At 64.2% G+C, this 24057-nt stretch carries 20 protein-coding genes, 1 pseudogene and 1 riboswitch; of the genes and pseudogenes, 6 read left to right on the forward strand and 15 right to left on the reverse strand.

Going from position 1 to position 24057, the window contains the following annotated elements; all coding sequences use genetic code 11:
- Positions 1-185 precede the first annotated feature (185 nt).
- The 4 genes from ACIPHM_RS15830 to xdhA all read right to left on the reverse strand — a co-directional run bounded on the left by ACIPHM_RS15830 (position 186) and on the right by xdhA (position 6234).
- Complete coding sequence (locus ACIPHM_RS15830) at positions 186-1226, reverse strand: adenosine deaminase (RefSeq protein WP_400329838.1); 1041 nt, start codon at positions 1224-1226, stop codon at positions 186-188.
- A gap of 104 nt (positions 1227-1330) precedes the next feature.
- On the reverse strand, positions 1331-2410 hold the full coding sequence (xdhC, locus tag ACIPHM_RS15835) for a xanthine dehydrogenase accessory protein XdhC (protein ID WP_400329840.1): 1080 nt from the start codon (positions 2408-2410) through the stop codon (positions 1331-1333).
- Complete coding sequence (gene xdhB, locus ACIPHM_RS15840) at positions 2410-4749, reverse strand: xanthine dehydrogenase molybdopterin binding subunit (protein WP_400329843.1); 2340 nt, start codon at positions 4747-4749, stop codon at positions 2410-2412. Before xdhB ends, xdhC begins: the two co-directional genes overlap by 1 nt.
- A 12-nt stretch (positions 4750-4761) precedes the next feature.
- A complete protein-coding gene (gene xdhA / locus ACIPHM_RS15845; RefSeq protein WP_400329846.1) occupies positions 4762-6234 on the reverse strand; it encodes a xanthine dehydrogenase small subunit in 1473 nt (490 codons plus the stop codon).
- 214 nt (positions 6235-6448) lie between these two features.
- On the opposite strand from xdhA, the gene ACIPHM_RS15850 reads away from it, so the two are divergent.
- A complete protein-coding gene (locus tag ACIPHM_RS15850; RefSeq protein ID WP_400329848.1) occupies positions 6449-7414 on the forward strand; it encodes a LysR substrate-binding domain-containing protein in 966 nt (321 codons plus the stop codon).
- Between the two features lie 131 nt (positions 7415-7545).
- Here the strand turns inward: ACIPHM_RS15850 and ACIPHM_RS15855 are convergent, their stop codons facing one another.
- The 4 genes from ACIPHM_RS15855 to ACIPHM_RS15870 all read right to left on the reverse strand — a co-directional run bounded on the left by ACIPHM_RS15855 (position 7546) and on the right by ACIPHM_RS15870 (position 11159).
- Positions 7546-8058 (reverse strand): disulfide bond formation protein B, encoded by a 513-nt coding sequence (locus ACIPHM_RS15855; protein ID WP_400329850.1) that lies wholly within the window; start codon positions 8056-8058, stop codon positions 7546-7548.
- A gap of 308 nt (positions 8059-8366) precedes the next feature.
- Positions 8367-9752 (reverse strand): amidase, encoded by a 1386-nt coding sequence (locus ACIPHM_RS15860; protein WP_400329853.1) that lies wholly within the window; start codon positions 9750-9752, stop codon positions 8367-8369.
- Positions 9753-9754: 2 nt separating this feature from the next.
- On the reverse strand, positions 9755-10459 hold the full coding sequence (locus ACIPHM_RS15865) for a GntR family transcriptional regulator (protein ID WP_400329855.1): 705 nt from the start codon (positions 10457-10459) through the stop codon (positions 9755-9757).
- A gap of 13 nt (positions 10460-10472) precedes the next feature.
- On the reverse strand, positions 10473-11159 hold the full coding sequence (locus tag ACIPHM_RS15870) for a DUF2848 domain-containing protein (protein ID WP_400329858.1): 687 nt from the start codon (positions 11157-11159) through the stop codon (positions 10473-10475).
- A gap of 469 nt (positions 11160-11628) precedes the next feature.
- On the opposite strand from ACIPHM_RS15870, the gene ACIPHM_RS15875 reads away from it, so the two are divergent.
- Positions 11629-13410 carry a cation:proton antiporter gene (locus tag ACIPHM_RS15875; protein ID WP_400329860.1) on the forward strand — a complete coding sequence of 594 codons (1782 nt, stop codon included), beginning with the start codon at positions 11629-11631 and terminating at the stop codon, positions 13408-13410.
- Positions 13411-13670: 260 nt separating this feature from the next.
- On the opposite strand, the gene ACIPHM_RS15880 is transcribed toward ACIPHM_RS15875, so the two are convergent.
- The 3 genes from ACIPHM_RS15880 to ACIPHM_RS15890 all read right to left on the reverse strand — a co-directional run bounded on the left by ACIPHM_RS15880 (position 13671) and on the right by ACIPHM_RS15890 (position 15932).
- Entirely contained in the window at positions 13671-14249 is a 579-nt protein-coding gene (locus tag ACIPHM_RS15880; protein WP_400329863.1) for a PaaI family thioesterase, read from the reverse strand.
- A gap of 174 nt (positions 14250-14423) precedes the next feature.
- Complete coding sequence (gene ribB, locus ACIPHM_RS15885) at positions 14424-15146, reverse strand: 3,4-dihydroxy-2-butanone-4-phosphate synthase (protein WP_400329866.1); 723 nt, start codon at positions 15144-15146, stop codon at positions 14424-14426.
- A gap of 97 nt (positions 15147-15243) precedes the next feature.
- Positions 15244-15420, reverse strand: a riboswitch (FMN riboswitch).
- Between the two features lie 311 nt (positions 15421-15731).
- Positions 15732-15932, reverse strand: coding sequence for a heavy-metal-associated domain-containing protein (locus tag ACIPHM_RS15890; RefSeq protein ID WP_400329869.1), 201 nt, complete (start codon positions 15930-15932; stop codon positions 15732-15734).
- Between the two features lie 316 nt (positions 15933-16248).
- Here ACIPHM_RS15890 and ACIPHM_RS15895 point away from each other — a divergent pair, with 316 nt between their 5' ends.
- The 4 genes and pseudogenes from ACIPHM_RS15895 (at position 16249) to ACIPHM_RS15910 (ending at position 20858) form a co-directional block, all read left to right on the forward strand.
- The gene (locus tag ACIPHM_RS15895; RefSeq protein ID WP_400329872.1) at positions 16249-18708 is read left to right on the forward strand and encodes a heavy metal translocating P-type ATPase; all 2460 of its coding nucleotides are present in this window, start codon (positions 16249-16251) and stop codon (positions 18706-18708) included.
- A gap of 287 nt (positions 18709-18995) precedes the next feature.
- Positions 18996-19802 carry an endonuclease/exonuclease/phosphatase family protein gene (locus ACIPHM_RS15900; RefSeq protein WP_400329874.1) on the forward strand — a complete coding sequence of 269 codons (807 nt, stop codon included), beginning with the start codon at positions 18996-18998 and terminating at the stop codon, positions 19800-19802.
- A 7-nt stretch (positions 19803-19809) separates the two neighbouring features.
- Positions 19810-20190: pseudogene (gene cueR, locus ACIPHM_RS15905) on the forward strand (Cu(I)-responsive transcriptional regulator); the annotation flags it as partial.
- Positions 20191-20717: 527 nt separating this feature from the next.
- Positions 20718-20858 (forward strand): DUF3563 family protein, encoded by a 141-nt coding sequence (locus ACIPHM_RS15910; RefSeq protein ID WP_072617503.1) that lies wholly within the window; start codon positions 20718-20720, stop codon positions 20856-20858.
- A gap of 416 nt (positions 20859-21274) precedes the next feature.
- Here the strand turns inward: ACIPHM_RS15910 and ACIPHM_RS15915 are convergent, their stop codons facing one another.
- The 4 genes from ACIPHM_RS15915 to ACIPHM_RS15930 form a co-directional block, all read right to left on the reverse strand.
- Positions 21275-21796 (reverse strand): DUF995 domain-containing protein, encoded by a 522-nt coding sequence (locus ACIPHM_RS15915; protein WP_400329877.1) that lies wholly within the window; start codon positions 21794-21796, stop codon positions 21275-21277.
- 299 nt (positions 21797-22095) lie between these two features.
- On the reverse strand, positions 22096-22761 hold the full coding sequence (locus tag ACIPHM_RS15920; protein WP_400329880.1) for a DUF799 domain-containing protein: 666 nt from the start codon (positions 22759-22761) through the stop codon (positions 22096-22098).
- Positions 22758-23135: a DUF4810 domain-containing protein gene (locus ACIPHM_RS15925; RefSeq protein WP_400329883.1), complete on the reverse strand. Its 378-nt coding sequence runs from the start codon at positions 23133-23135 to the stop codon at positions 22758-22760. Before ACIPHM_RS15925 ends, ACIPHM_RS15920 begins: the two co-directional genes overlap by 4 nt.
- Before the next feature lie 159 nt (positions 23136-23294).
- A complete protein-coding gene (locus ACIPHM_RS15930) occupies positions 23295-23969 on the reverse strand; it encodes a CsgG/HfaB family protein (RefSeq protein ID WP_400329885.1) in 675 nt (224 codons plus the stop codon).
- Positions 23970-24057 lie beyond the last annotated feature (88 nt).

Genomic DNA, 24057 nt, shown 5'->3' on the forward strand with positions numbered 1-24057 from the left:
TCGCCATGTAATGAGGTCGTGCCTGCACAGCGGCGATGGCTGGCGCGTACGCATAAAAAAACGCCCGAAGACTTCGGGCGTTTTCGTTTTGGGGCTGAACAGCGGAACGGCCGCTTTGATGGGCTAATGGGCTTTACCGCTCATACCGCTTATACCGCTCATGTCGGTCATATCGCCGACGGCATTTATCCCGCTTGCGCTGCGCGGAAACGCTCCAGCTCACCGACCAGACGACGCTTCTCGCTGTCGTCGATGAACGAGGCTTCGAAGCTGTTCCTTGCCATCGTGTAAGCGTCGTCGAGTGTCATGTCCAGCGCGTCGAACGTCGCCAGGAAGTTCTCGTTCAGATAGCCTCCGAAATAGGCGGGATCGTCCGAGTTGATCGTCACGGCCAGACCGCGTTTGAGCAGTTGATGCAGCGTGTGCTGCCCCATGTCGTCGAACACTTTGAGCCGCACGTTCGAGAGCGGGCACACCGTGAGCGCGATCCTGTCGCGCGCGAGACGATCGAGCAGCGCTTCGTCTTCGATGGCACGCACGCCGTGATCGACGCGCTCCACGCGCAGCATGTCCAGCGCCTCGTGGATGTAGGCGGGCGGGCCTTCTTCCCCGGCGTGCGCCACGATGCGCAAACCCAGTGCGCGGCAGCGCTCGAATACGCGGGCGAATTTGGCCGGCGGGTGTCCCTGTTCGGACGAATCGAGCCCCACGCCCACGAGACGATGCCCGTGGCTGTTGAAGTACGGCAGCGCCGTCTCCAGCGTTTGCAGGGCGTCTTCTTCGGGCAGATGGCGCAGGAAGCACAGAATCAACCGGCTCGTGACGCCGTGCTGCGTTTCGGCTTCGGCCAGCGCGCGTTCCATGCCGTTGATAACGGTCGCCATCGACACGCCGCGCGACGTATGCGTCTGCGGATCGAAAAAGATCTCCGTGTGACGGATGTTGTCCGCGGCCGCGCGCGCCATGTAGGCGCGCGTCATGTCGTAGAAATCGTCTTCGGTGAGCAGCACGCTCGCGCCGGCGTAGTAGATGTCCAGGAACGACTGGAGGTCGGTAAAGGCGTAGGCGTCGCGCAGGGCTTCCACGCTCGGATACGGCAGCGTGACGCGATTTCGCTCGGCAAGCCGGAAGATCAGCTCCGGCTCCAGCGTGCCCTCGATATGCAGATGCAGCTCCGCCTTGGGCATGGCGCAAAGGGTCTTGGCGAGTTCGGGCGTGAGTGGCATGGGCGTGTCTTGTTCAGAGGAATGGGCGGGATTCTACCGTCGGCAGCGCGTGCGGTCACGCTGGCGTGCGCAGGACGGTTTCAAACGAAAACCCTAACGGAAATTCAAACGAGCGCGCTGCCATCCTGCGTCGCTGCCGGTGCGCTCTGACGCATCTGCTGCTCGCGCACGCGCAACAGTTGCGCGGCGACGGCAATCGCAATCGTCGCCGGTGCCTTGCCGGTGATGCCGGCCACGCCGATGGGACAGATCATCTGTTCGAAGCGCTCGGGCGGCACCCCGCGATCGCGCAGACGGTGCTCGAACTGGCGACGCTTGGTCATCGACCCGATCAGTCCAAAATAGGCAAAATCGTCGCGCTTGAAAATCGCCTCGCACAAACGCTGATCGAGCGCGTGGTTGTGCGTCATCACGAGGAAATATGTGCCGGGCGGCGCTTCGGAGACGACCGCTTCGGGGGTGTCGGTCGATTCCACTCGGGTATTCGGGGGCACCGTGTCGGGGAATGTCTCGGTGCGCTCGTCGGCCCAGGTGACACGGCACGGCAGCGTTGCGAGCACCTGCACGATGGCCTGACCGACGTGCCCCGCACCGAACAGCACGATATGGAAATCGCTCGGCGCAAGCCGCTCGCTCAGCCACAGCCAGCCGTCGCTGCCTTGCCAGAAGGAGCAGGCGGCGTCGTCGGCGTCGCGCGTGAGAGTATGCGGGTGCGCGAGCGGTTCGTTCGGATCGAGCGCGCTCAGCATCACGGGGCCGCCTTGTTGCTGGCTGGCCGCCGCATCGGCGCCCGGCGCGCCGAACGCCACGCTGCGCAGGCTCGCTTCGCCCGCAGCCAGTCGCTTGTGCAATGCGCTCACCCACGCCAGATCGGCCAGCGTCAGCACTTCGAAAGCTAGGGTGACGGCGCCGCCGCAGCACTGACCGAGGCTCGGGCCGAGCGCGAAACGCTCGACATGGCGCCCGCCTTGCTGACCGTAATGACGCAACAACTGGCGAGCGACGTCCATCGCCCGCCATTCGAGATGGCCGCCGCCAATGGTCTCCCATACATGCTCGCGCGTGACAAGCAGATGGGTGCCTGCCTCGCGCGGCGCGGAGCCTTCCACGCGCGCGATCGTGACCAGTACCGCGGCCTCGCCACGGACCAGCAGCTTGTGGGCGGCGTCGACCCAGTGATGCATCAGGCGGCGCTCCGCGTGCGCAACTCGGTGATCGCCATGAGCAGCGCCTCCGACGTCGCGGGGGCATTGAGCACCGGCTCGTCGCGATAGTCGTTCACGCTGGCCACCGCGTCGCGCAGGGCATTGAACACGGAGAACGGCAGCAGCAGCGGCGGCTCGCCCACGGCTTTGGAGCGATGGATCGAGTCCATCACGTTGGCGTTTTCGAACAGCGCCACGCGGAAGTCCGTCGGGCAATCGCTGATGCCGGGGATCTTGTACGTGGACGGGGCGTGCGTCATGAGCTTGCCGTCCTTGTTCCACCACAGTTCTTCGGTCGTGAGCCAGCCCATGCCCTGGATGAACGCCCCTTCGACTTGCCCGATGTCGAGCGCCGGGTTGATCGACTTGCCGGCGTCGTGCAGCACGTCGGCGCGCAGCAGACGCCATTCGCCGGTGAGCGTGTCGAGGATCACTTCGGAGACGGCGGCGCCGTACGCGAAGTAGAAGAAAGGATTGCCGTTCATCGTCGCAGCATCCCACGACAGGCCCGGCGTGGCGTAGAAGCCGTCCGACCAGAGCTGCACGCGTGCCCAGTAGGCGGCTTCCACCAGTTCGGGGAAGGGGACGGCCTGACCGTTTGCGCTGACGAGGTCGTTGGCGAATTGCACGTCGTCGGCCGAGCCGCCGTATTTCTGCGCGGCGAAAGCGGCCAGACGCTGACGGATTTGCCATGCGGCATTCTGCGCGGCCTTGCCGTTCAGGTCGGCGCCGGTCGACGCAGCCGTGGCCGACGTATTGGCCACCTTGCTCGTGTCGGTCGCCGTCACACGCACATGCGAGAGATCGACCCCCAACTCGTGCGCAACGACCTGCGCGACCTTCGTGTTCAGACCCTGACCCATCTCCGTGCCGCCGTGATTGACCAGCATCGAGCCGTCGCGATAGACGTGAACCAGCGCGCCCGCCTGGTTGAAGGCCTGCACGTTGAACGAGATCCCGAACTTGAGCGGCGTGAGCGCGAGGCCGCGGCGCAGCACCGGGCTCGTGCGGTTGAATTCGCGCACGGCGTCGCGACGGGCGCGGTAATCGCTGGTGCGCTCCAGTTCCGCCACCAGTTCGTGAATGATGTTGTCCTTCACGAGCTGCCCGTACGGCGTGGTGTTGCGCTCGGTCTTGCCGTAGAAGTTCGCGCGCCGCACATCGAGGGCGTCTTTGCCCAGACGTCGTGCGATGGCGTCTTGCAGCACTTCCATGATGAGCGCGCCCTGCGGGCCGCCGAAGCCGCGGAATGCCGTGTTCGATTGCGTGTTCGTCTTGCCGCACAGGGCGCGCAGATCGGCGTCCGGCACGAAGTAGGCATTGTCGAAGTGGCAGATGGCGCGCGTGGCCACCGGGCCCGACAGGTCGGCCGAGAAGCCCGCGCGCAGCGTCATGTCGACCTTGGCGCCCGTGATGCGGCCGTCGTCGTCGAAGCCGACGTCGTATTCGAAGTAGAAACCGTGACGCTTGCCCGTCATCATGAAATCGTCGTCGCGATCCAGACGCAGCTTCACGGGACGCTTCAGCCGCGAGGCGCACAGCGACGCCACGCAGGCGAACAGGCCGGACTGCGATTCCTTGCCGCCGAAGCCGCCGCCCATGCGACGGCATTCGACCTGCACCTGATGGCTGTGCCAGCCGAGCGCGTGCGAGACCAGTGCCTGCATTTCGCTCGGGTGCTGCGTCGAGCAATAGAGATGGATGCCGTCGTTTTCCTTGGGGATCGCGTACGAAATCTGCCCTTCGAGATAGAACTGCTCCTGCCCGTTGCATTCGAACGTGCCGCAAAGCCGGTTCGGCGAGGCTTGCAGGGCGGCGTCGGCGTCGCCACGGCGCAGTCGCATCGGCGGGAGCACACCGGCGCCCGCGGCCTTCGCGGCTTGCGGCGTGAGCACGGCGGGCAGGTCTTCGTATTCGCCCTTGGCCAGACGCGCGGCGCGGCGCGCCGCGTCATGCGACTCGGCCACCACGGCGAACATCGGCTGACCGATGTACTGCACCACGCCGTGCGCGAGAATCGGGTCGTCGTGAATGATCGGCCCGCAGTCGTTCACGCCGGGGATGTCGGCGGCGGTGAGCACCGCCACCACACCCGGCGCGCGGCGCACGGCGTCGAGGTCGAGCGAGAGAATGCGGGCGTGCGCTTTGGGCGAGGAGCCGAGCGCGCAGTGCAGTGTGCCTTGCAATTCGGGAATGTCGTCGGTGTAAGTGGCTTCGCCAGCCACGTGAAGCTCGGCCGACTCGTGCGGACGCGAGCGACCTACCTGGGCGGCAGTCTGTGCGGTCTGCGTCATGAAGCCTTCGACTTGCGTGTTCATGGGCAACTCCGGTTAGACGTTGGCGAACGCGTTGACTTCATGCGCCGCAAGCGGCGCGTCGGTGCGCGTTTCCAGGAAAAAACGATACAGCAGATTCTGTGCGCCGGCCAGGCGATAGGCGCTCGTTGCGCGCATGTCCGAGAGTGGCTGATAGTCGGTTGGCAGGGCGGCCATCGCAGCGCGCACGGTCGCCTCGGTCCACGGCTGGCCGTTCAGTGCGGCTTCGATGGCGCTGCCGCGCCTGGGCGTGGCCGCCATGCCGCCGAAGGCCACGCGGGCCGAGCGCACGGTGGTGCCGTCGAGCTCGACGGCGAACGCCGCGCACACGGCCGAGATGTCCTGATCGAAGCGCTTGGCCAGTTTGTACGTGCGAAAACGGTGCGCGGCGCCCGGCAGCGGCACGCGGATGCCCTGCACGAACTCGCCCGCTTCGAGCGCATTCTTTTGATAAGCGATATAGAAGTCTTCGAGCGGCATCTCGCGCACGACCCCGGCGCGGTGCAGCACGATGCGCGTACCGAGCACGATCAGCGCGGGCATCGAATCGCCGATGGGCGAGCCGTTCGCGACGTTGCCGCCCAGCGTTCCGGCGTTGCGGATCGGGAACGAGGCGAAACGCTGACGCAGTTCGGCCAGTTCCGGATAGTGTCTGACGAGCGCGTCGAACGCATCGTTAAGCAAGGCTCCCGCGCCGATATAGATGCCGTTCGGACCCTCGGAGATTTCGCGCAGTTCCGTCACCTGACCGATATAGAGCAGGTGCCGGAGCTCGCGGAATTGCTTGGTCACCCACAGGCCCACGTCGGTGCTGCCGGCCAGAATGCGGGCGTCCGGGTGGGCGGCGCGCAGGCGGCCCAGCTCGGCCAGCGTGCGCGGGGCATGGAAGACGTGACCGTCGTGCTCGTACGAGAGCGTGTCGTCGCGCTGCAACGCCTGAAGTTGCTCGGCGAGCGCCTTGCGGTCGAATTCGTGGCGCGGCAGGTCGAACATCTTCTGGGCGGCGTCGACGATGGGCCGATAACCCGTGCAGCGGCACAGGTTGCCGGAGAGCACATCGTCGATCTCGCGACGGCCCGGGCAGCCGGCGCCCGCCGGACGATTCAGATACATGGCCCACAGCGACATCACGAAGCCCGGCGTACAGAAGCCGCACTGCGAGGCATGGCAATCCACCAGCGCCTGCTGCACCGGGTGCAGCGTGCCGTCGGCGTCGCGCAGGTCTTCGACCGTGAAGAGGGCTTTGCCGTCGAGCGTGGGCAGGAACTGGATGCACGCGTTGACCGCACGCAGCGCCACGTCGCCATCACCGGCCAACTCGCCGATCACGACCGTGCAGGCGCCGCAATCGCCTTCGGCACACCCTTCCTTGGTGCCGGTGCAGTGCAGGTCTTCGCGCGTGTACTGAAGCACGGTGCGGGTCGTGGCTTCGCCAGTGACCTCGTGCACCTTGCCGCGGTAAAAGAAGCGGATGGCTTGTGTCTCCATGATTCTCAGTGTAGTGCAGTGGGATTGCAGGCGCGCCGAGGCCGTGGGATATGGCCGGCGTGGGGATGAGCCGAAGATAGCACCGGCGGCAGGGGGAAATATTTCGCCGTCATGATGATGGCTATTCGGGCGCCCCGATGACGCCGCATTGCAATAAACTACGGCTCAACCCGCCTTCAAGCGGTGTTCAACCCGCCCCCAGAGCGCCCCGTCCATGCAAAGAACCCGCGAACAGATCGACGCCTACCTGCTGCGGGTGCTCCATACGCTGCTGACCGAGCAAAGCGTGTCGCGCGCCGCACTCAAGCTGGGCCAGTCGCAGCCGGCCATCAGCAACTCGCTGCGCCGCCTGCGCGAGATCACCGGCGACGCCATTCTGGTGCGCGGCAAAAGCGGCATGGTGGCCACCGAGCGCGGCCGGGAGTTGCTGGGTTACGCGACGGATGCGCTCGCAGCCATCGAGCGGATTACGCATCCGACCACCGAATTTGCGCCTCAGACCACGACCCGGGCGTTCCGGCTCGGGGCGCCCGACTATCTCGACGCCGTTTTCCTGCCCAATATCGCCGAAGTGCTGCGTCGCGATGCGCCCTCGGCACGGCTGCACGTACAGCCGATCAACGCGGGTTTCGACTATGCGGGCGCGCTGGAAAACGGCTCGCTCGACGTGGTGATCGGCAACTGGCTGGAGCCGCCGCCGCAGTTGCACATGTCGCGCCTGTTCGACGACGAAGTGGTTTGCATGCTCGGCGCGCAGCATCCGCTCGCGAATAAGGGCATTTCGCTCAAGCACTATCTGGAATTGCCGCATCTGGCGCCAATGCCCCATGTAGCGGAGCGTCAGAGCTTTATCGACGGGTATCTCGCGGAACAAGGTCTGCGTCGCAACATTCAGATGACGATGCCGTATTTTGGGCTCGTACCCTACGTGCTGATGCGCACGGATCTGGTGTTTACGACCGGGCGTCAGTTTGCGCAGCATTACGCGCGGTATCTGCCGATTCGCGTGGTGCCGTCGCCCATCACTTTTCCGCCGATGCGCTTCTATCAGCTATGGCATGAGCGCACGCACGCAGCGCCGGAGGTGACGTGGTTGCGCCGACGTATCGCGGAGGTGGCGACGGAACTCGACGCCGCGAATACTGACGGGACGGACACGCCTGCAGTGGCGCGGCCTTGAGCGGGTCTGAAGGGCCTGACGGGGGAAGGGCGGCCGGCGCAAGAACGTCCCACCGGAGATAAAGCAAAACGGCCGTCGCCCGGAGGCAGACGGCCGTTCAGAGGCTTGTGCAGCCTGACGGACTACATGGCTCAGCGCAGCGAAATAGCGCGGCGCGGACGGTGCAATGCCAGCGCCAGGAAAATCACGACAAAGGCGGCGAGCGACCACATCGGCAGCGTCAGACCGAGGATCGGCGGGTACATTGTCTGGCACATCCCCTGCACCTGGAAGACTTGCGGCAGCATGCGCGAGGTCGGCAAGGCGTCGACGAACGCTTCGACCACGTCATAGCCGCAACTCACCATCGGATTGGCCTGTACGTAGATCAAGTAGGCTGAGGCCGCCATGCCGCCAATCGCCGACAGCGCGCCGAGTACGTGTGCCACCTGAATGCCCGCCCAGCCACGCGAGACCGCGCCGACCAGACCGAAGATCGCGATCAGCACCAGTGCATAGCGCGCCAGAATGCACAGCGGACACGGGTCTTCGTGAAGCACGTACTGGAAGTACAGTGCACCGCCCAGCAGGGCGAGGCAGACCACGGTGAGCAGGAGATACAGCAGACGTTCGCGGCGCAGGGCCGGGTCGATTTGAGCGTTCATTTCACTTCGGGCGGTAGGCCATCACAAATCCCGCAAATCCCCGCATGACGCCGGGCGGCAGGCACTTGGGCTGGGATTGTAACCCCAGCCCGATTCGCGCGTGGATCGAAAAATTACGGAACTTTCCGTCCGAAAATCAGACGCTTGCGTGCGTTTCGCACGACCGCCTCGCCACTCGTTGAGGATTGAGGGCGATGCGCCGGGAGGCGACGCTGCCGGCCGCCTTCCGGGGGCCGCCTGCCGAGCGGCGCCTTTACGTCGTGTCCCTATGCGTTTTAGGACGTGCGCCAACGGCCGGTTCGATCGCGTCAGCCGCCGAGTCCCGCCGAGCGCAGCGCGTGCTCGATGGCGCGTCCGACCGGGAACAGACGGACGTCGTCACCCGCGGCAGCGCTGGCCATCAGGCCGATCGGGGCGTCTCCCGCACCTTGGCACGGCAGTGAAAACGCGCAGCCGTCGATCATGTTGATGGCCGTGGGGTTGCGCAACACCAGGGCGTTGGTCGCGGTGAAGGTGTCGTCGCTCGCCTCAAGCGGGGCGATGGCCGGCGGCGTGAGCGGCACGGTCGGGCACAGCACGGCGTCGAAGCGCTGCCAGACGGAGGTCGCGGCGGCGATGAGCGCGGCACGGGCGTTGAGCAAATCGATGTAGTCGGCGGCGCTGGCCGGCTCGCCTTTGCGAATGCGCACAAGCACGCGCGGATCGTAGCCGTCGGCCCGCTCGGCCAGCAGCTTGCGATGCCAGGCATACGCCTCGATGGGCGAAAAGCCGAAGCGGTTGATCGCGGGCAGGCTGTCGAACGGCGTGAACGTGAACTCCACGAGCGTGGCGCCGGCCTTGGCCAGCGTAGCGAGGGCTCGCTCGTAGATCGCCATCGCGGCGGGTTCCGCGCCGTCGAGCACGAAGTTCGTCAAGACGCCGAAGCGCATGCCGCGAACGTCGCGCGGCACGGCCGGGGTTTCGTCGACGGCATTGCCCGAGAGAATCGCGTCGACCCAGGCGCAGCAATCCACCGAACGGCCGATGGGGCCGACCGAGTCGAGCGATGTCGAGAGCGGCAGGGCGCCTTCGCGCGGCGTGCGCGCGGCCGTCGGCTTGAAGCCCGTGAGGCCGCAGAACGCCGACGGAATGCGGATCGAGCCGCCGGTGTCGGTGCCCAGGCCAACCGCGGCCATGCCATCCGCCACCGATGCGGCGGCACCCGAGGACGAGCCGCCCGCAATGTGACCGGCGTCGCGCTGCCACGGCGAGCGCGGCGTGCCGTAATGCGGGTTCAGGCCCAGCCCCGAGAAGGCGAATTCGGTCATGTTGGTGCGCCCCACGATCACGGCACCAGCCTGACGCAGGCGGGCGACGGCGAGGGCGTCATGCGTGGCGGGGGCCGCGTCGGAGAGCACCGCGGAGCCCGCGCGCGTGACTTGTCCTGCCACGTCGAACAAATCCTTGACCGAGACGGGAATGCCCATCAGCGGCGACAGACGCGCGCCCGCACGACGCAGGGCGTCGAGGCCGTCGGCGGCGTTGCGCGCGGCTTGCGCGTCGACCTGGGTGAAGACGACACTGCCCTGACCCGCCGGATCGGCGATGCGCGCGAGCGCCTGCTCGGTGAGGGCGCGGCTGGTGGTGCGCCCGGCGTCGAGCGCGGCGGCAAGTTCGGACAGGGGACGTTGCAGGTCGATGGCGTCGGTGCTCATGTTCAGATCGCTTTCAGGATATGGGTGCGGAATTCTTCGATATGACGGGCGATGGCCCGGTGGGCGCGTTCGCCGTCGTGGGCGGCGAGCGCCTCGTACAGTTCGAGGTGCTCTTCATAGACGCCCTCCAGATGGCTGGGCGTCGACAGCGCGAGAAACCAGAAGCGCAGCGAGCGCTCATGCAGGCCGCGCAGCAATTCGGCGAGGGTCTGATTGCGCGACGCCCGCGAGATCGCCAGATGGAAGTCGCGGTCGATGCGCATCACGGCGGCCACGTCACGTGCGGCGATGGCAGCGCGCGAGCGTGCCAGCACCGCTTCGATAGCCGCGAGGTCATCCACAGTGGCCGCGCGGGCAGCCAGTTCGACGCAATACGTCTCGTTGATCATGCGAACGTCGATGATCTCGAGCGCGTCGTTCAGCGAGACGGGCGCCACCATGGCCCCCTTGCGCGGCAGGATGACCAACAACCCCTCCAGCGCGAGCCGGTGCATCGCTTGGTGCACCGGTGTGCGCCCGAGTCCCGTCGACTGCATCAGTTGCGCTTCGTTGAGCGTCTCGCCCGGGCGCAGACGCAGCGTGATGATGTCGTGCTTGATGGCTTCGTAGGCACGTTCGCTCAGGCTGCGGCCGTCGGCGGCCATGGGCGGGACGGCGGGAGCGGCCGTTGCGGCGTTGGGGGTCTCGAAAGCGGTGTCGTTGGGCATCGGAGGAAGGCAGTCAGTCGGCAATCGCCAACGCCTGCGTGGCGTAACGATGCCGGATCGTGCGGCCGAGGACCGGGTCGCGCAGCTCGATCTCGAACTGCTCGCCGCCGGCCACGCCGCCAATGGCAGCGAGTGTGCCACAGAACATTGCCGCGCCCGCCGGCAAGCCTTGCGCCCCGAGCCTCGCCATCAATTCCTGCGGCGAAAGCAGGCCAGCCACGGTGCCTTCCTGATACAGACGGCGCTCGCCGTTGCGCGTCACCCAGGAGCGCAGTTCCAACTGGTCCCAGTGCGCGGCCACCTCGTCGAAACGCCATGCCTCGCGCGCCACGGGCTTCGCGCAAACCTGCTTGGAGACGGTAACGCCATAGGCTTCGACTTCGCGGTCGGTGTGATCCGAGCCCACGCTTACGAACAAATCGTCGCCCTGACGCACGAGAACGCATTCGGCTTCGCCGCTGCTCGTCTGGCCCACGACATCGATGGCTTCGTCCTGGGCCAGCAGCGCGGGCGCTAAACGGTAGAAGCACGGCGTGCTCGACGGGCGGCGCACACCCAGCGCCGCCAACTCGGCGATATGGTGCTCGACCGCGTCGCGGTCGCGTCCGGCCCAGCCGGCGATGATGAGTGTGTCGACGATGACGTCGGTGCGCAAAGAAGTGCCATTGACCGGCACCGTGAAGGACAGACGGGAACTCATACGTCGACAACTCCTGTGAAAACCATTCAAAACCGGTTGGTGAAATTCAATTGATATTTGTGTGATATTTCACATGGCGGCGCGACAAAAAGCAAGAAAAAAAATTTCACTCGACGTGGCGCAAAACGGGAATTTTTTATGAAAAGCCCCGTCAATCTTGGGTTGCGCGTGTGTTAGGCCATCGCGTATATTGATTCGGCGGCAGTTTTTGGCCGAATGTTCGTCTGGTCTTCTGTTCCGGTGTCCGAACCGGAGACCCCTCTGGGGTACGCAGGCCGAGGGTTCCGCGGCAAGTCCGCCCAGGCGAACGCAACGTCTATCAAGCCGGCAGTACACGGCCGGCTTCCCACCTTTATCAAGCATCACGCTTTGTGTTGCCGCTGCGGCCCCCACGGGGGCGCGGCGCGTCATCGGCGTGGGTTCAAGAACATCAATATCGGCGCAGCGCGCTGCGGGGAGAACGTATCGGATGCATCACGCCATCGACTTCATTCAGGATCTGGCCGTCATCATGCTGCTAGCGGGCATCGTGACGGTCATCTTCAACCGGTTCCGGCAACCGGTCGTGCTTGGCTACATCGTCGCGGGCGTGATCATCGGCCCGTACACACCGCCGTTTGCATTGATACATGACGAGAAGACAATCGGGATCCTGGCCGAGCTCGGTGTCGTGTTCCTGATGTTCTCGCTGGGTCTGGAGTTCAGCCTGCGCAAGCTCGCCCGGGTGGGCGTGACGGCCTTCGTGGCGGCGATCACCGAAATCGTGCTGATGCTCTGGATCGGCTACGAGATCGGCCGCTTCTTCGGCTGGAAGGCGATGGATTCGATCTTCCTCGGCGCCATGCTGGCGGTCTCTTCGACCACCATCATCGTCAAGGCGCTCGACGAACTCGGCATGAAGCGAGAACGTTTCGCTCAGTTGATCTTCGGTGTGCTGATCGTGGAAGACGTACTCGCCATCGGCATGATCGCGCTGCTCTCGGGCATTGCCATCAGCGGTCAGGTCGACGCCAGCGAGGCTACCTTCACGCTGGGCAAGTTGCTGTTGTTCATGGTGGTGTCGCTGGTCGTGGGCATTTTGCTGGTGCCGCGCATTCTCGGTTACGTGGCCAAATTCAAGAGCGACGAGATGCTGCTGGTCGTCGTGCTAGGCCTGTGCTTCGGCTTCTGTCTGCTCGTCATTCAGATGGGTTACAGCGTGGCGCTGGGCGCATTCCTGATCGGCGCGATCATGGCCGAGGCGCGCGAGCTGCACACCATCGAGCGGCTGGTCGCACCGCTGCGCGACATGTTCAGTGCCGTGTTCTTCGTGACCATCGGCCTGCTGCTCGATCCGCACGTGCTGGTCACGTATGTGTGGCCGATTCTTGTCATTACGGTGGCCGTGGTGATCGGCAAGATCGTGTCGTGCGGGCTCGGCTCGTACCTCTCGGGGCAGGACGGCCGCACGTCGATGCGCGTGGGCATGGGGCTGTCGCAGATCGGGGAGTTCTCGTTCATCATCGCGTCGCTCGGGCTGTCGCTCAAGGTGACGAGCGACTTCCTCTATCCGATTGCCGTCGCCGTCTCGGTCATCACCACGCTGCTCACGCCGTATCTCATCAAGAGCGCCGACCCGGTGACCGGCTGGCTGGGACGTGCCATGCCGGGGCGTCTGTCCTATGTCCTCGGACAGTACACGCAGTGGCTGCAAAGCATTCAACTGACGGGCGATAGCGCGGCGATCGTGACCATCGTGCGTCGTATCGTGGTGAGCGTTGCGATCAATCTGGCGCTCGTCGTGACGATCTTCCTCGGTGGCGCGTTCTTCTACCGCCGGCTCGCGGAGCTGATGTCACCGTGGGTGACGGACCCGAGCCTACAAAGTGCGGTGGTCTGGGGCGGTGCGCTGGTGCTGTCGCTGCCGTTCCTGATCGCGGTGTATCGCAAGCTCAAGTCGCTCTCGCTGCTGCTGGTCGAGCTGTCGGTGCCGCCGAGCCTGACCGGACGCTACACGTTCCAGGTGCGCCGCGTGGTCGCCGAGATTCTGCCGATTGCCGCCATGGTCGGGGTGATTCTGCTGGTGGCCGCGCTCTCGGCGAGCATCTTGCCGTCGACCGAAATGATCGTGCTGATCGTGGCGGGTACGGTGGTGCTGGCGGTCGTCATGCGAAGCTGGTTCGTGCGCATGCATGCCAAACTTCAGATCGCCCTGAAGGAGACGCTGGAACATCAACCCGATGGGGAGCAAGGCGGCGGACCGTCGCATTGACGGTGGATCGGTTGAAATTTGCGTCGTCGTTGTTGTTATTTGGCAGACACGCAAGGCAGCTTGCCAAGGTCGATTCCTACCAGCGTCACGTCTTCCATGATGGCCTCCAAAATGAAAACACCCTACCGCGTTACCCGCGCGTAGGGTGGGGGTGACCATCTCATTAAGCCCGCCGGGGGTTTCCTCCGGCGGGCTTTTTGCTGGGACGACGCGGTGGTTTGGCTGCGTCGGGCGCTTGAGCCCTCAGGCTTTTCAGTTCCTCAAGCCTTGCGCGGCGGGAAGTCGAAGATCAGGCACGTGGTCGTGGCGTGGGCGTAGAGCGTACCGTCGGCGCCGACGATGCGGCCTTCGGCGATGCCGACCTGGCGTCCTGCCTGAATGACCTTGCCTTCGGCACGCACGAGCGGCACGTCGCGCGTGAGGGCGCGGACCATGTTGAGTTTGAGCTCCAGCGTGGTGTAGCTGCGGCCTGCGGGCAGCGTCGAATGAATCGCGCAAGCGACGGCCGAGTCGAGCAACGTGGCGAACCAACCGCCGTGGATGGAGCCGAGCGGGTTGTAATAGGGCAGCGCGGGACGACCTTGAAAGATCGCACGGCCACCGGCAATTTCGATCGCGATGAAGCCGAGCGTTTCGCTGATGGGCGGCATCGGCAGTTTGCCGTCGAACATTGCCTGAAAAATCTCCTCACCGGACAAGCCGATCACGTCGGACGGCGTGGCGACGCCGTAGCGCGCAGGGCCGTTGCGCGTGACGCGCTCACGCACGGCGGCCTCGTCGGCTGCCCATTGCGCCAGAACGGCGGCGGCGTCTGCGGTGCTATCGGGTTTTGTACTCATGACGTCTTCCTCGTGACTTTTATGATGCTAGGCATCCGGCTCGATTGGCCGATTATAGGAGTCACCGCGCTCGATTGAGCATTTCGCGTTAGAGGGAAGCGTCGACGCCACTGCAGCACGGACGCGGGAACAGTACCGAACGTCCTTGCCGCAGTTGGCACATCGGCCGAGTGCTTAGGCGGCTTGCGCGTGGCCGAGACGGTGGGTCGCGAGCTCGTCGATGGTCAGGATCGGCAGGTCGTGCAGCTCGGCGAAGCGCTCGATATCGGCGCCACGCGTCATCGTCCCATCCGGATTCATCAGTTCGCACAGCACGGCGGCGGGCTTCAGGCCGGCGAGAATCGCCAGATCGACCGAGCCTTCCGTGTGACCGCGACGCGTGAGCACGCCGCCCGGCTGCGCGCGCAGCGGGAAGACGTGGCCCGGGCGCGACAGGTCGGACGGTTGGGCGTCGTCGGCGATGGCTGCGCGAATCGTGGTCACGCGGTCGGCGGCCGAGACCCCCGTGCTCACCCCCTGACGCGCTTCGATCGTCACCGTGAACGCGGTGCCATAACGGCTCTGATTCTGCTCGACCATGGGGGGCAGATCGAGGCGGCGAAGCGTCTCGTCAGGCAGGCAGAGGCAGACGATGCCGCTGCATTCGCGAATCAGCATGGCCATGGTGGCCGGGGTGATTTTCTCGGCGGCGACGATCAGATCGGCCTCGTTCTCGCGGTCGAGATCGTCCATGAGAATGACGGGACGGCCTCCGCGCATGGCATCGAGCGCGGCGGCCAGACGGACGTCGACCGGCGGCAGGTTGGCGAATGCCGGATAGGCATGCAGATCGTCGGCCGATGCGGTGTCTTGCGATGCAGCTTGGGTGGTGCGGGCAGTGCTGTTGATAACGGACATGAAACGCTCCTCGCGTAAGTCAATCGGGCGAAAAACGTTTTCGGGGCATGCGAACGGACGTCACCATGGGACGGCATCCCATAGCGCGCGGGTATCGACGCATCTTCTCTCATCCGGACTATGACCGTCGGCTCTGGCTTCGCACCAGATCTGCTGACCCTGCCGGTGTCGCGAAAGCAACGGTGACAGGCGCTCGCGGGCTCATGACGCGCGCAGCGAGCTGCGCGTTTCACATACCGCCGGTGGGGACTTTCACCCCGCCCTGAAGACGTGTATGCCGTACGCACGTCGCCTCACGGTCACCATCGCTCACTTGTCGTGGTCACTCATCGCGCGGCGTCGTTGCGTATTCGGCGAGACAAAGCGTAGCACAAGGTATTACGACGCTGCAGGGAAGGCCGCGTGGCGCACGTGGGAATGAGGGGGGCAGAGGCTCGAGATGCCGGGCCGCGTAAGCTGGGCAGGCACGCGCGAGGTGGGCAAGCGGCGGGGACGGGGCGGGAATGCGGTGACGAGAAGCAAGCAGATGTCGCGCCGCCGATGGCTGTGCGCAACATCTGCCCGACGGCGCGATGCGGATGAAACTCAGGCGTGGGTGCCTTTGACCGTGTAACCGGCTTCGGTGATGGCCGTGCTGACTTCGGCCGGCGAGAGCGTGCTTTCGACGTCGACGCGACCTGCGCCCAGATCCACGTTGACCTTGGCCTCGGCGTCGAGCTCGGTGATCGCCCGCGTGACGGCCTTGACGCAATGACCGCAGCTCATACCTTCGACTTGCACTTGCATGTTGCTCTCCTTGAAAGAGGGTTCGCTTGCATAGGGGGACGGATCAGTCGAACCGATGATAGACCTTCCCATGGCAGGAAGCTCAAGCGCTTTTTTCAGATGAATCGCGTGACGGCTCAGACGGCACCCAAACATTGTCGGTTCCGGCGGCGCTATCGTGATACCTGACGGGGCGCACAAGACATTTAAGCCACTCAAGCCACTCAAGCCACGAAAGGGGACAATCCGTGACACGTTGTCGCAGACCGCTTGACCTTCCTGTCATGGCAAGGTCTATGCTGTGACGCATGATGAGAGTCCTCATGGAGATCTGGAAATGACTCAGAACTGGTCGGTCGGTATCGAAGGCATGACCTGTGCATCGTGCGTGACGCGGGTGGAGAAGGCGTTGCGGCGTGCGCCGGGCGTGGCCAGCGCCAACGTCAATCTGGCGACCGAAACGGCCGCCGTGGAAGCTGCGGCCGATGTAACGCCAGCCGCATTGCTGGGCGCCGTCGAGACGGCCGTGAACCACGCGGGCTATCAGGTGGCGGAGCAGTCGTTCGAGCTGGCCATTGGCGGCATGACGTGCGCATCGTGCGCCGGACGCGTGGAAAAGGCGCTGCGCAATGTGCCGGGCGTGGTCGAGGCGAACGTTAATCTGGCGACCGAACGCGCTGCTGTGCGCGGTGTGCGTGGCGCGGTGGATGTCGCGGTGCTCATCGCTGCTGTCGAGAAGGCGGGCTACGAAGCGTCACCGGTCACGGACCCTGCGCAGGCCGCAACGTCTCAGGAAGGCCCGGCCTGGTGGCCGGTTGCCGTGGCCGCGGTGCTCTCGCTGCCGTTGTTGTTGCCCATGCTGGTCGAGCCGTTCGGTGTGCATCTCATGCCACCTCCGTGGGTGCAATGGTTGCTCGCGACGCCAGTGCAGTTCTGGCTCGGTGCGCGCTTCTATCGCGCTGGCTACAAGGCGGTGCGGGCCGGCAGCGGCAACATGGATTTGCTCGTGGCGCTGGGCACATCGGCGGCCTACGGCCTGAGTCTTTACGAGTGGTGGCGTGCGCCGGCCGGCGGCATGCCGCATCTGTATTTCGAAGCGGCCGCGGTGGTCATCACGCTGGTGTTGCTCGGCAAGTGGCTCGAAGCTCGGGCAAAGCGGCGGACGGTCGAGGCGATTCGTGCGCTCGCAGCGTTGCGTCCCGAGACCGCGCGTGTGCTGCGCGATCCGCAGGGCGCCGCGAGCGAGGTCACGGTGGCGCTGGCGCAGGTCAAGGTCGGCGACTGGGTGGTAGTGCGCGCCGGTGAACGGGTCCCTGTCGACGGCGTGATTCGCGATGGCGCCAGCCAGTTGGACGAATCCATGCTGACGGGTGAGCCGTTGCCGGTTGACAAGACCAGTGGCGACAAGGTCGTTGGCGGTTCCATCAACGGGGCGGGAACGTTGCGTGTGCAGACATCGGCTGTCGGTGCCGATACCGCGCTCGCTCGCATCATTCGTCTGGTTGAAGACGCGCAGGCCGGCAAGGCGCCGATCCAGCGTGCCGTCGATCGGGTGGCGGTGGTGTTCGTGCCGGTCGTGGTGCTGATCGCTATCGTGACGGTAGTGGCCGGCTGGGCGCTCGGGATCGGTCTTGAGGCGGCATTGCTCAACGCGGTCGCGGTGCTGGTCATTGCATGCCCGTGCGCGCTGGGTCTCGCGACGCCTGCGGCAATCATGGTGGGCACCGGGGCTGCGGCGCGGCAGGGCATCCTCATCAAGGACGCCGAAGCCCTTGAATTGGCCCATCGCGTCAACGTCGTGGCGTTCGACAAGACCGGTACGTTGACGCAAGGCAAGCCGCGTCTGGTGGCTCATCTTCCTGCCGAAGGCACGACAGCGGATACGCTTGTGCGGTGGGCCGCAGCCGTGCAGTCCGGCAGCTCTCACCCGCTGGCCAAGGCGGTCACGACGGCCGTCGAAGAAGCCGGACGGACGTCGGCGGTGCCGGTCGCCTCTGACATGGCAGCGCTGCCCGGACGCGGCATGCGGGCGCGCATCGAGGAGGCGCAAGACGTTGGCGAATTGCGTGGCAGTCATACGCTCCAGTTGGGGAATGCGCGTCTGCTTGATGAACTCGGTGTCTCGCAGGGGGCGCTCGCGCAGGAAGCGGCACGACTCGCAGGCGAGGGACGCACCGTTTCGTGGCTGGTCGAGACGACCGGTGAGGGGGCCAACGCCGGTGGGACGGCGCGGCTGCTTGGCTTGCTGGCGTTCGGCGACACGCTCAAGGCGACGGCGCGTCCGGCCATCGAGCGGTTGCACGCGCTGGGTGTGCGCTGCGTGATGGTGACGGGCGATAACGCGGGCAGCGCCAAAGCGGTGGCCGATGCGCTGGGCCTCGACGAGGTACACGCGGATGTACTGCCGGAACATAAGGCGGAGGTGATTGCGCAACTCAAGCGCGATGGCGCGGTCGTAGCCATGGTCGGCGACGGTATTAACGACGCGCCCGCACTGGCCGCCGCCGACGTCGGTATTGCAATGGGTTCGGGGACCGATGTGGCGATGCAGACGGCCGGCATCACGCTGATGCGTGGCGATCCGCTGCGCGTTGCCGACGCCATCGACGTCTCGCGTCGCACGTGGTCGAAGATCCGTCAGAACCTGTTCTGGGCGTTCGCATACAACGTGGTGGGTATTCCGTTGGCGGCGTTCGGCTTGCTGAGTCCGGTGATTGCCGGGGCGGCCATGGCGCTGAGTAGCGTGAGTGTGGTGAGCAATGCGCTGCTGCTGCGTCGCTGGCGTCCCACCGAGTAGGCGAGTAAGCGAGTCGCGAGTGGGCGGGGGGCAACGCTTTGCCGTAGCGGGTTCGGTTGACGGATTTGGCGGCGCGCATGGCGTTGGAGACGCCCGCCGTGCTGTGTCGGAGGGGGGGGCGCCCGGGCATAAGGCGAACGGCGCATAATGAAAAGCACCACGGGCGACGTACATGCGTATACCGTCGGATACGTCGTTCGCATTTCCCAGTGACTTGAAAATCGCCGAAAGCGGCATCATCTAGGTGATATCGTCTGTCTTCCGGCACGGAGTCGATGCTGCCGAATATGAATAGTCTGCATATCGCGAGTTACAACATCCACAAGGGCTTTTCCGCGTTCAACCGGTTGCGCGTGCACGAATTGCGGGCAGGGTTGGAAGGGCTCGCACCTGATCTCGTCTTTTTGCAGGAAGTGCAGGGCCTGCATCGGCGGCACGCGGTGCGTCATAGCAATTGGCCGGTGCAGCCACAGCACGAGTTTCTGGCCGGTGCGATGTGGCGTGATCACGCATATGGACGCAATGTCGTCTATGAGCATGGGCACCATGGCAATGCGATTTTGAGTCGCTATCCGATTGTCAGATCGGACAATCACGACATCACGACCTATAGTTTCGAGAAGCGCGGCATGCTTCATTGCGAAATCGCCGTGCCGGGGCTAAAGCAGCCATTGCATTGCCTGTGTGTGCATCTGTCGCTGGCAGGGCAGGGACGTCGCAGGCAGTTCGAGATGTTGACGGAGCGCGTTGCCGAGGCCATTCCTGCGGACGCGCCGCTGATCATCGCGGGCGATTTCAACGATTGGAGCAATCAGGCGGACCGCCTGCTTGCCGAGAAACTGGCGTTGACGGAGGTGTTTCAAAACAGTGAAGGCCGCCCGGCGCGCAGTTTCCCGAGCGGATTGCCGCTTTTACGGCTTGACCGCATCTACGCACGCGGCTTTCATATCGAAGGGGCGCAAGTGTTGCATGGGCGCCCCTGGTCACGGATTTCCGATCATGCCCCGATCAGTGCCCGACTTGTGCCGTCGGACATGGAGCAGGCCATGAACGGTTTCTCTCCCCCCTCGTTCAATCCTCGTTCCCCCCAGTGAGGCAGCCATGAACATCGGACAAGCGGCGCAGGCCAGCGGTGTGACGGCCAAGATGATCCGGTACTACGAAAGTATCGGCCTGATGCCTCCGAGTCCCCGCTCAGAGGCAGGTTATCGGCGATATAACGAGCAGGATCTTCATCTGCTTCGCTTTATTCGTCAGGCGCGGCGGCTGGGCTTCGGTATCGACCAGATTCGTCAGTTGCTGGCGCTCTGGCAGGATCGCGGCCGTTCCAGCGCGCAAGTGAAGGCGTTAGCGCAATCGCACGTCGATGAGCTCAATCAACGCATCGGCGAACTGGTCGCCATGCGCGACACGCTCTCGCATCTCGCGATGCATTGCCATGGCGATGATCGTCCGGACTGTCCCATTCTGGACGGACTGGCTGCCGCCGAACTGCCGGGCAGCCTCGGCGCGAAGACGGATTGTTCTGCGCAGGGGGCGGCCGCTTGCGGCGGCGAGGAACAACAGACCGACCAGACCGATCAGGTCGATCCGGCCGACGCAGCGCCGCCCGCTGTCGGGAGTGCCGCGAGCAGCGGCCCTGTCGGCGAGAGCGACACGCAGGCGTCTCGCCACGTCCCGCAAGGATGACGACAGGTATGTGACGCCATATGTACGTCACATTCGACGCCTAATATCCCCCATGATGCGCCGCAATAGCGGCGCTTTTTTTGACTTCCAAATTTTGATCTTCCGCTGCGACAGTGCGCCGCAGGGAGGTATTTGGGAGGTGTTGTTTTTTATATCCAATTGATTTTTAAGTGATTTTATTGGAATGAACTGTATTCGAAGCGAGGCTCTAGCAGATTTTGTTGGTTTTTCCCATATAGGGGCTAACCCTTAACGGGAAAACCCTATATAATGCGAAGCACTGCTGCGATGCAGCACACTAAATGAATTGGAGAAACGTCATGTTTGCCGCCCTGTTTGAAGTCGTGAACACTTGGTTTGAAACTGCTGAGCGTCGTCGTCGTGAAGCGTTCCTGGCTGAGTCGAAGGACATCATTGAGCTGGAACAACGTATCCGCGCGCTCGAAACCGCCGGTTACTAAGCAAGTCGGAAGTCCTTCCGGACGAACGGTCGTCGCTGGCGCAATCAGGCAAGTCGATCGTCTCATCGGGCGGTTCCCGTCATCGTTGTGATGGCGTGCGACGGCGCCCAGCCGTGAGTCCGGATGCCTTTCCCGCTGTTCCGGGATTGGCTCAAGAAAGCCCGCCACCTCGGCGGGCTTTGTCGTTTACGGGTCTCTCGCGCTTTTCTACTTCGCTTCCCGCTTCCCTCCTGCTTCCTCGTGCTTCCCTCCGCCCAGCTCAGGGCACCATCGAATCCCACGCCCTGGCAAAAATAATAGGTTCGCTCAACGACGTAGTGAGTTGATTTTTCACTCGGCTCAAAACACGCGCCATGCCTGTCATTGCGCACAGTTCGCAGCCCGGGGCGTTTTCTTGTCGACCGTTCCCGCGGTGTCTATTTCTCGATACTGAACTCGGTCGCCAGCGCGGCGCCGTTGGCAAGCGAGGTGACGCCGTAGTATTTGTCGCCGACTTTGAACATGAAGCGGCACCAGTTCTCCGTGAGCGCGCGCCACTCCATGTTCACGCAATAGGAGCCGTTGTCGTTGACCGACCACGTGCCGGTGGCGTGGGCGACCTGCACGCTGCGACCGCCCGATCCGATATTGCCCTTGTTGTCGCTCGACGCGTTGAGCGTACCGTTCGTCTCGTTGACCCATTTGCGCGTGCTGCCGTTCTGAATGACGTTGGTGACGTGCGCACCGGGCATTAGCGAACGCAAGTCGTCGACACTTAACTGCTGGCCGTTGGCGTTCTTGATATCGGACAGATGCATCGGATCGGCATGCGCGAACACGGGGAGTGCGAGCAGCACGGTGAGTGCGGCGAAACGATTCAAGCGGTTGAGCCGCCTGGACAAGCCGACGAGGGGATGGGCGATAGCGCGGGGGAAGGAAAAAACGAAGGGGCTGACCATGATGACTCCCGTACGAAGCCTGACGCCATGCGTGCAGGCCAGCGAAACGCGTGCGCGCATCCATGGCGCGTGGCGTCTGGCATTGTCGTCCTCGCACTGTGGTGAGGTGGGGCTATCGGTCCAGGTGATGCAAGATCGGGCGGGATCGACCGGATCGGAACGTCAGAACCTCGGCACGTTCGAAAGTCCGGTCGGATCACGCGTTACCACTATAGGCGACGGGGCGACGCCTGCCCAGTTCGACACGCTCGCCGGAACGCGGTGCGCTTCCCGGCGAGACCTGGGACGCTTGGCCGAGTTCAGTCGGTGCCGTACTTCGGCGAGCGCGGACCGTAGAGCATGCCGTTGGGGCGTCCGGCAGACAGCAGACGTGCGTTGGCGGTGCCTGCGACCGTGTAGCCGGCGTTCGACACGCTGTTGACGATCTGCTTGACCGCGGCCGTGATCAGCATGCCGACCAGCCCGCCGCCGCCACTGTTGTTGCCTTCGTTATTCGACGCACTGGCCGCACCGCTCCAGAGCTTGGCGCCGTTGCGCAGGTCGATCAGGTCGGCGGAGACCGTCACCACCGTTGCGCTGTCGAGCACCATGTACTTCGTGCCGTACTGCGAGATCGTGATGTAGAGCGCGGCGTCCGCACCGAAGATTTCGCGCAACTTGGCGGGGCTTACCTGATGGATGTCCCCCGCGACGGTCAGGCCATTCTGACGGAACGACTCGTCGACCAGCGCGACGGGCATCACGTAATAGCCCGCCTCACCCAGCGGCACCGTGACCTGCGAGAGCACGCTGTAGGTCGCGTCGATGTCCGGCGATTCGTTCAGCGGCGGCAGCGCCAGAATCGACTTCGGCTTGCTTTCCTTGAACGCGGTGTAGTCGTACGGCTTGGCTTGATGCACGGCGCAACCGGTCATCACGGCGGCCAGCGCCGCGAGCGTCATCCATTGACAGAGTCGGGCGATCATTGCTTGGCCTCCGGGGTCTTGTTCTTGAGGAGAAAGTCGATGTAATTGGCCGACTCGGGGAACAGCGTCTTCTCGATCTGGAATTGCTCGACCATCTTGTCGGACTTGCCGACCGAGGCGTAGAGCAGACCGAGGTGAGCGTGATAGCCCGGGGGCGCTGCGTTATTGGACGCCTTGATCTTCTCCAGATCGCGTTCGAGCGCAATGATCTGGGCTTCCTTCGATTCGCCCTTGAAGTATTCGTAGACTTGCGGCTGGTAGCCTTCCCAGTCGTACAGGGGGTTGGGTTGCGTGGCGCAACCTGACAACGTGACGATGGCGCCACCGGCGATAACCGCCAGGGCGATAAGGCCTAATGAGAGTGTGCGATTCATGGCAATAGAAATTGTGGCAGGCCTGCACGCAGGTAGCGCGCGTGGGTCGCATATGTCGCATATGTCGCGCGCGAGCGCACCCGGGCACACCTGACGTGCAAAGGCGAGCGCATGACGAATCACACGCTGCGGCCTACGGCAAAAAGGGGTTCGGCAGGCTTACTTGCCGGGCTTCCAGGCGCCGCTTTCGATACCGGCGACGAGGTTGTTGACGGCCTCGCGCATGGCGAGGTCGAGAACCTTGCCGTTAAGCGTCGAGTCGTAGCCCGCCGTACCACCGAAGCCGATGACTTCACGGTTGGACAGCGCGAACTCGCCCGCGCCGCCACTCGAGAAGACGACTTCCGACGTGGCGATATCGACCACATTCAAGTTGACCTTGGCATACGCGATCTGCTCGCGGCCACGGCCGAGAATGCCGAAGAGTTGCTTGTCGCCCACTTCCTTGCGACCGAACTCGACGACGTCGCCAGTGATCACGTAGTCGGCGCCCTTGAGTGCCTGCTGTGTCTTCTTGATGTCGGCTTCCTGACGGATCTCGGCCATGTTGTCGCGGTCGAGCACGTTGAAGCGATTGGTCTGTTGCAGATGAGTGATCAGGATTGTCTTGGCCTGACTGCCGAGACGGTCGACGTTATCGGAAAAAACGCCACGCATGTACGCAGAACGGTTGTCGAACTTGCCGACGGCGATCGGCGTGCGCACGCCGGCATACGGACGACTGGCACTTTCGACCTTGGCAACTTCCACGGAACGCGAGCTTTCGGTGGCGCAGCCGCCGAGCACGGCCACAGAGAGCATGGCAGCGCTGAGCAGCGCAATGCTGGACTTCATTTTCTGCACGGTGATACCCCTGAGTGTGTTGGTACCCGCCGGGCGATGCGTCCTGGCACCGGCCCGCAACAGGCGTCTGATCCCCTGA

The sequence above is a fragment of the Pandoraea sp. NPDC087047 genome, from assembly GCF_044745225.1.
Lineage (GTDB): Bacteria > Pseudomonadota > Gammaproteobacteria > Burkholderiales > Burkholderiaceae > Pandoraea.

Coding starts and splice junctions, on each gene's coding strand:
- ribB (WP_400329866.1), bottom strand. CDS start 15,146: ATGTCCGTTATCAACAGCACTGCCCGCACCACCCAAGCTGCATCGCAA.
- ACIPHM_RS15920 (WP_400329880.1), bottom strand. CDS start 22,761: ATGATCGCCCGACTCTGTCAATGGATGACGCTCGCGGCGCTGGCCGCC.
- ACIPHM_RS15930 (WP_400329885.1), bottom strand. CDS start 23,969: ATGAAGTCCAGCATTGCGCTGCTCAGCGCTGCCATGCTCTCTGTGGCC.
- ACIPHM_RS15915 (WP_400329877.1), bottom strand. CDS start 21,796: ATGGTCAGCCCCTTCGTTTTTTCCTTCCCCCGCGCTATCGCCCATCCC.
- xdhB (WP_400329843.1), bottom strand. CDS start 4,749: ATGAACACGCAAGTCGAAGGCTTCATGACGCAGACCGCACAGACTGCC.
- ACIPHM_RS15890 (WP_400329869.1), bottom strand. CDS start 15,932: ATGCAAGTGCAAGTCGAAGGTATGAGCTGCGGTCATTGCGTCAAGGCC.
- ACIPHM_RS15910 (WP_072617503.1), top strand. CDS start 20,718: ATGTTTGCCGCCCTGTTTGAAGTCGTGAACACTTGGTTTGAAACTGCT.
- ACIPHM_RS15880 (WP_400329863.1), bottom strand. CDS start 14,249: ATGAGTACAAAACCCGATAGCACCGCAGACGCCGCCGCCGTTCTGGCG.
- ACIPHM_RS15895 (WP_400329872.1), top strand. CDS start 16,249: ATGACTCAGAACTGGTCGGTCGGTATCGAAGGCATGACCTGTGCATCG.
- xdhA (WP_400329846.1), bottom strand. CDS start 6,234: ATGGAGACACAAGCCATCCGCTTCTTTTACCGCGGCAAGGTGCACGAG.
- ACIPHM_RS15830 (WP_400329838.1), bottom strand. CDS start 1,226: ATGCCACTCACGCCCGAACTCGCCAAGACCCTTTGCGCCATGCCCAAG.
- xdhC (WP_400329840.1), bottom strand. CDS start 2,410: ATGCATCACTGGGTCGACGCCGCCCACAAGCTGCTGGTCCGTGGCGAG.
- ACIPHM_RS15870 (WP_400329858.1), bottom strand. CDS start 11,159: ATGAGTTCCCGTCTGTCCTTCACGGTGCCGGTCAATGGCACTTCTTTG.
- ACIPHM_RS15875 (WP_400329860.1), top strand. CDS start 11,629: ATGCATCACGCCATCGACTTCATTCAGGATCTGGCCGTCATCATGCTG.
- ACIPHM_RS15900 (WP_400329874.1), top strand. CDS start 18,996: ATGAATAGTCTGCATATCGCGAGTTACAACATCCACAAGGGCTTTTCC.
- ACIPHM_RS15865 (WP_400329855.1), bottom strand. CDS start 10,459: ATGCCCAACGACACCGCTTTCGAGACCCCCAACGCCGCAACGGCCGCT.
- ACIPHM_RS15925 (WP_400329883.1), bottom strand. CDS start 23,135: ATGAATCGCACACTCTCATTAGGCCTTATCGCCCTGGCGGTTATCGCC.
- ACIPHM_RS15860 (WP_400329853.1), bottom strand. CDS start 9,752: ATGAGCACCGACGCCATCGACCTGCAACGTCCCCTGTCCGAACTTGCC.
- ACIPHM_RS15855 (WP_400329850.1), bottom strand. CDS start 8,058: ATGAACGCTCAAATCGACCCGGCCCTGCGCCGCGAACGTCTGCTGTAT.
- ACIPHM_RS15850 (WP_400329848.1), top strand. CDS start 6,449: ATGCAAAGAACCCGCGAACAGATCGACGCCTACCTGCTGCGGGTGCTC.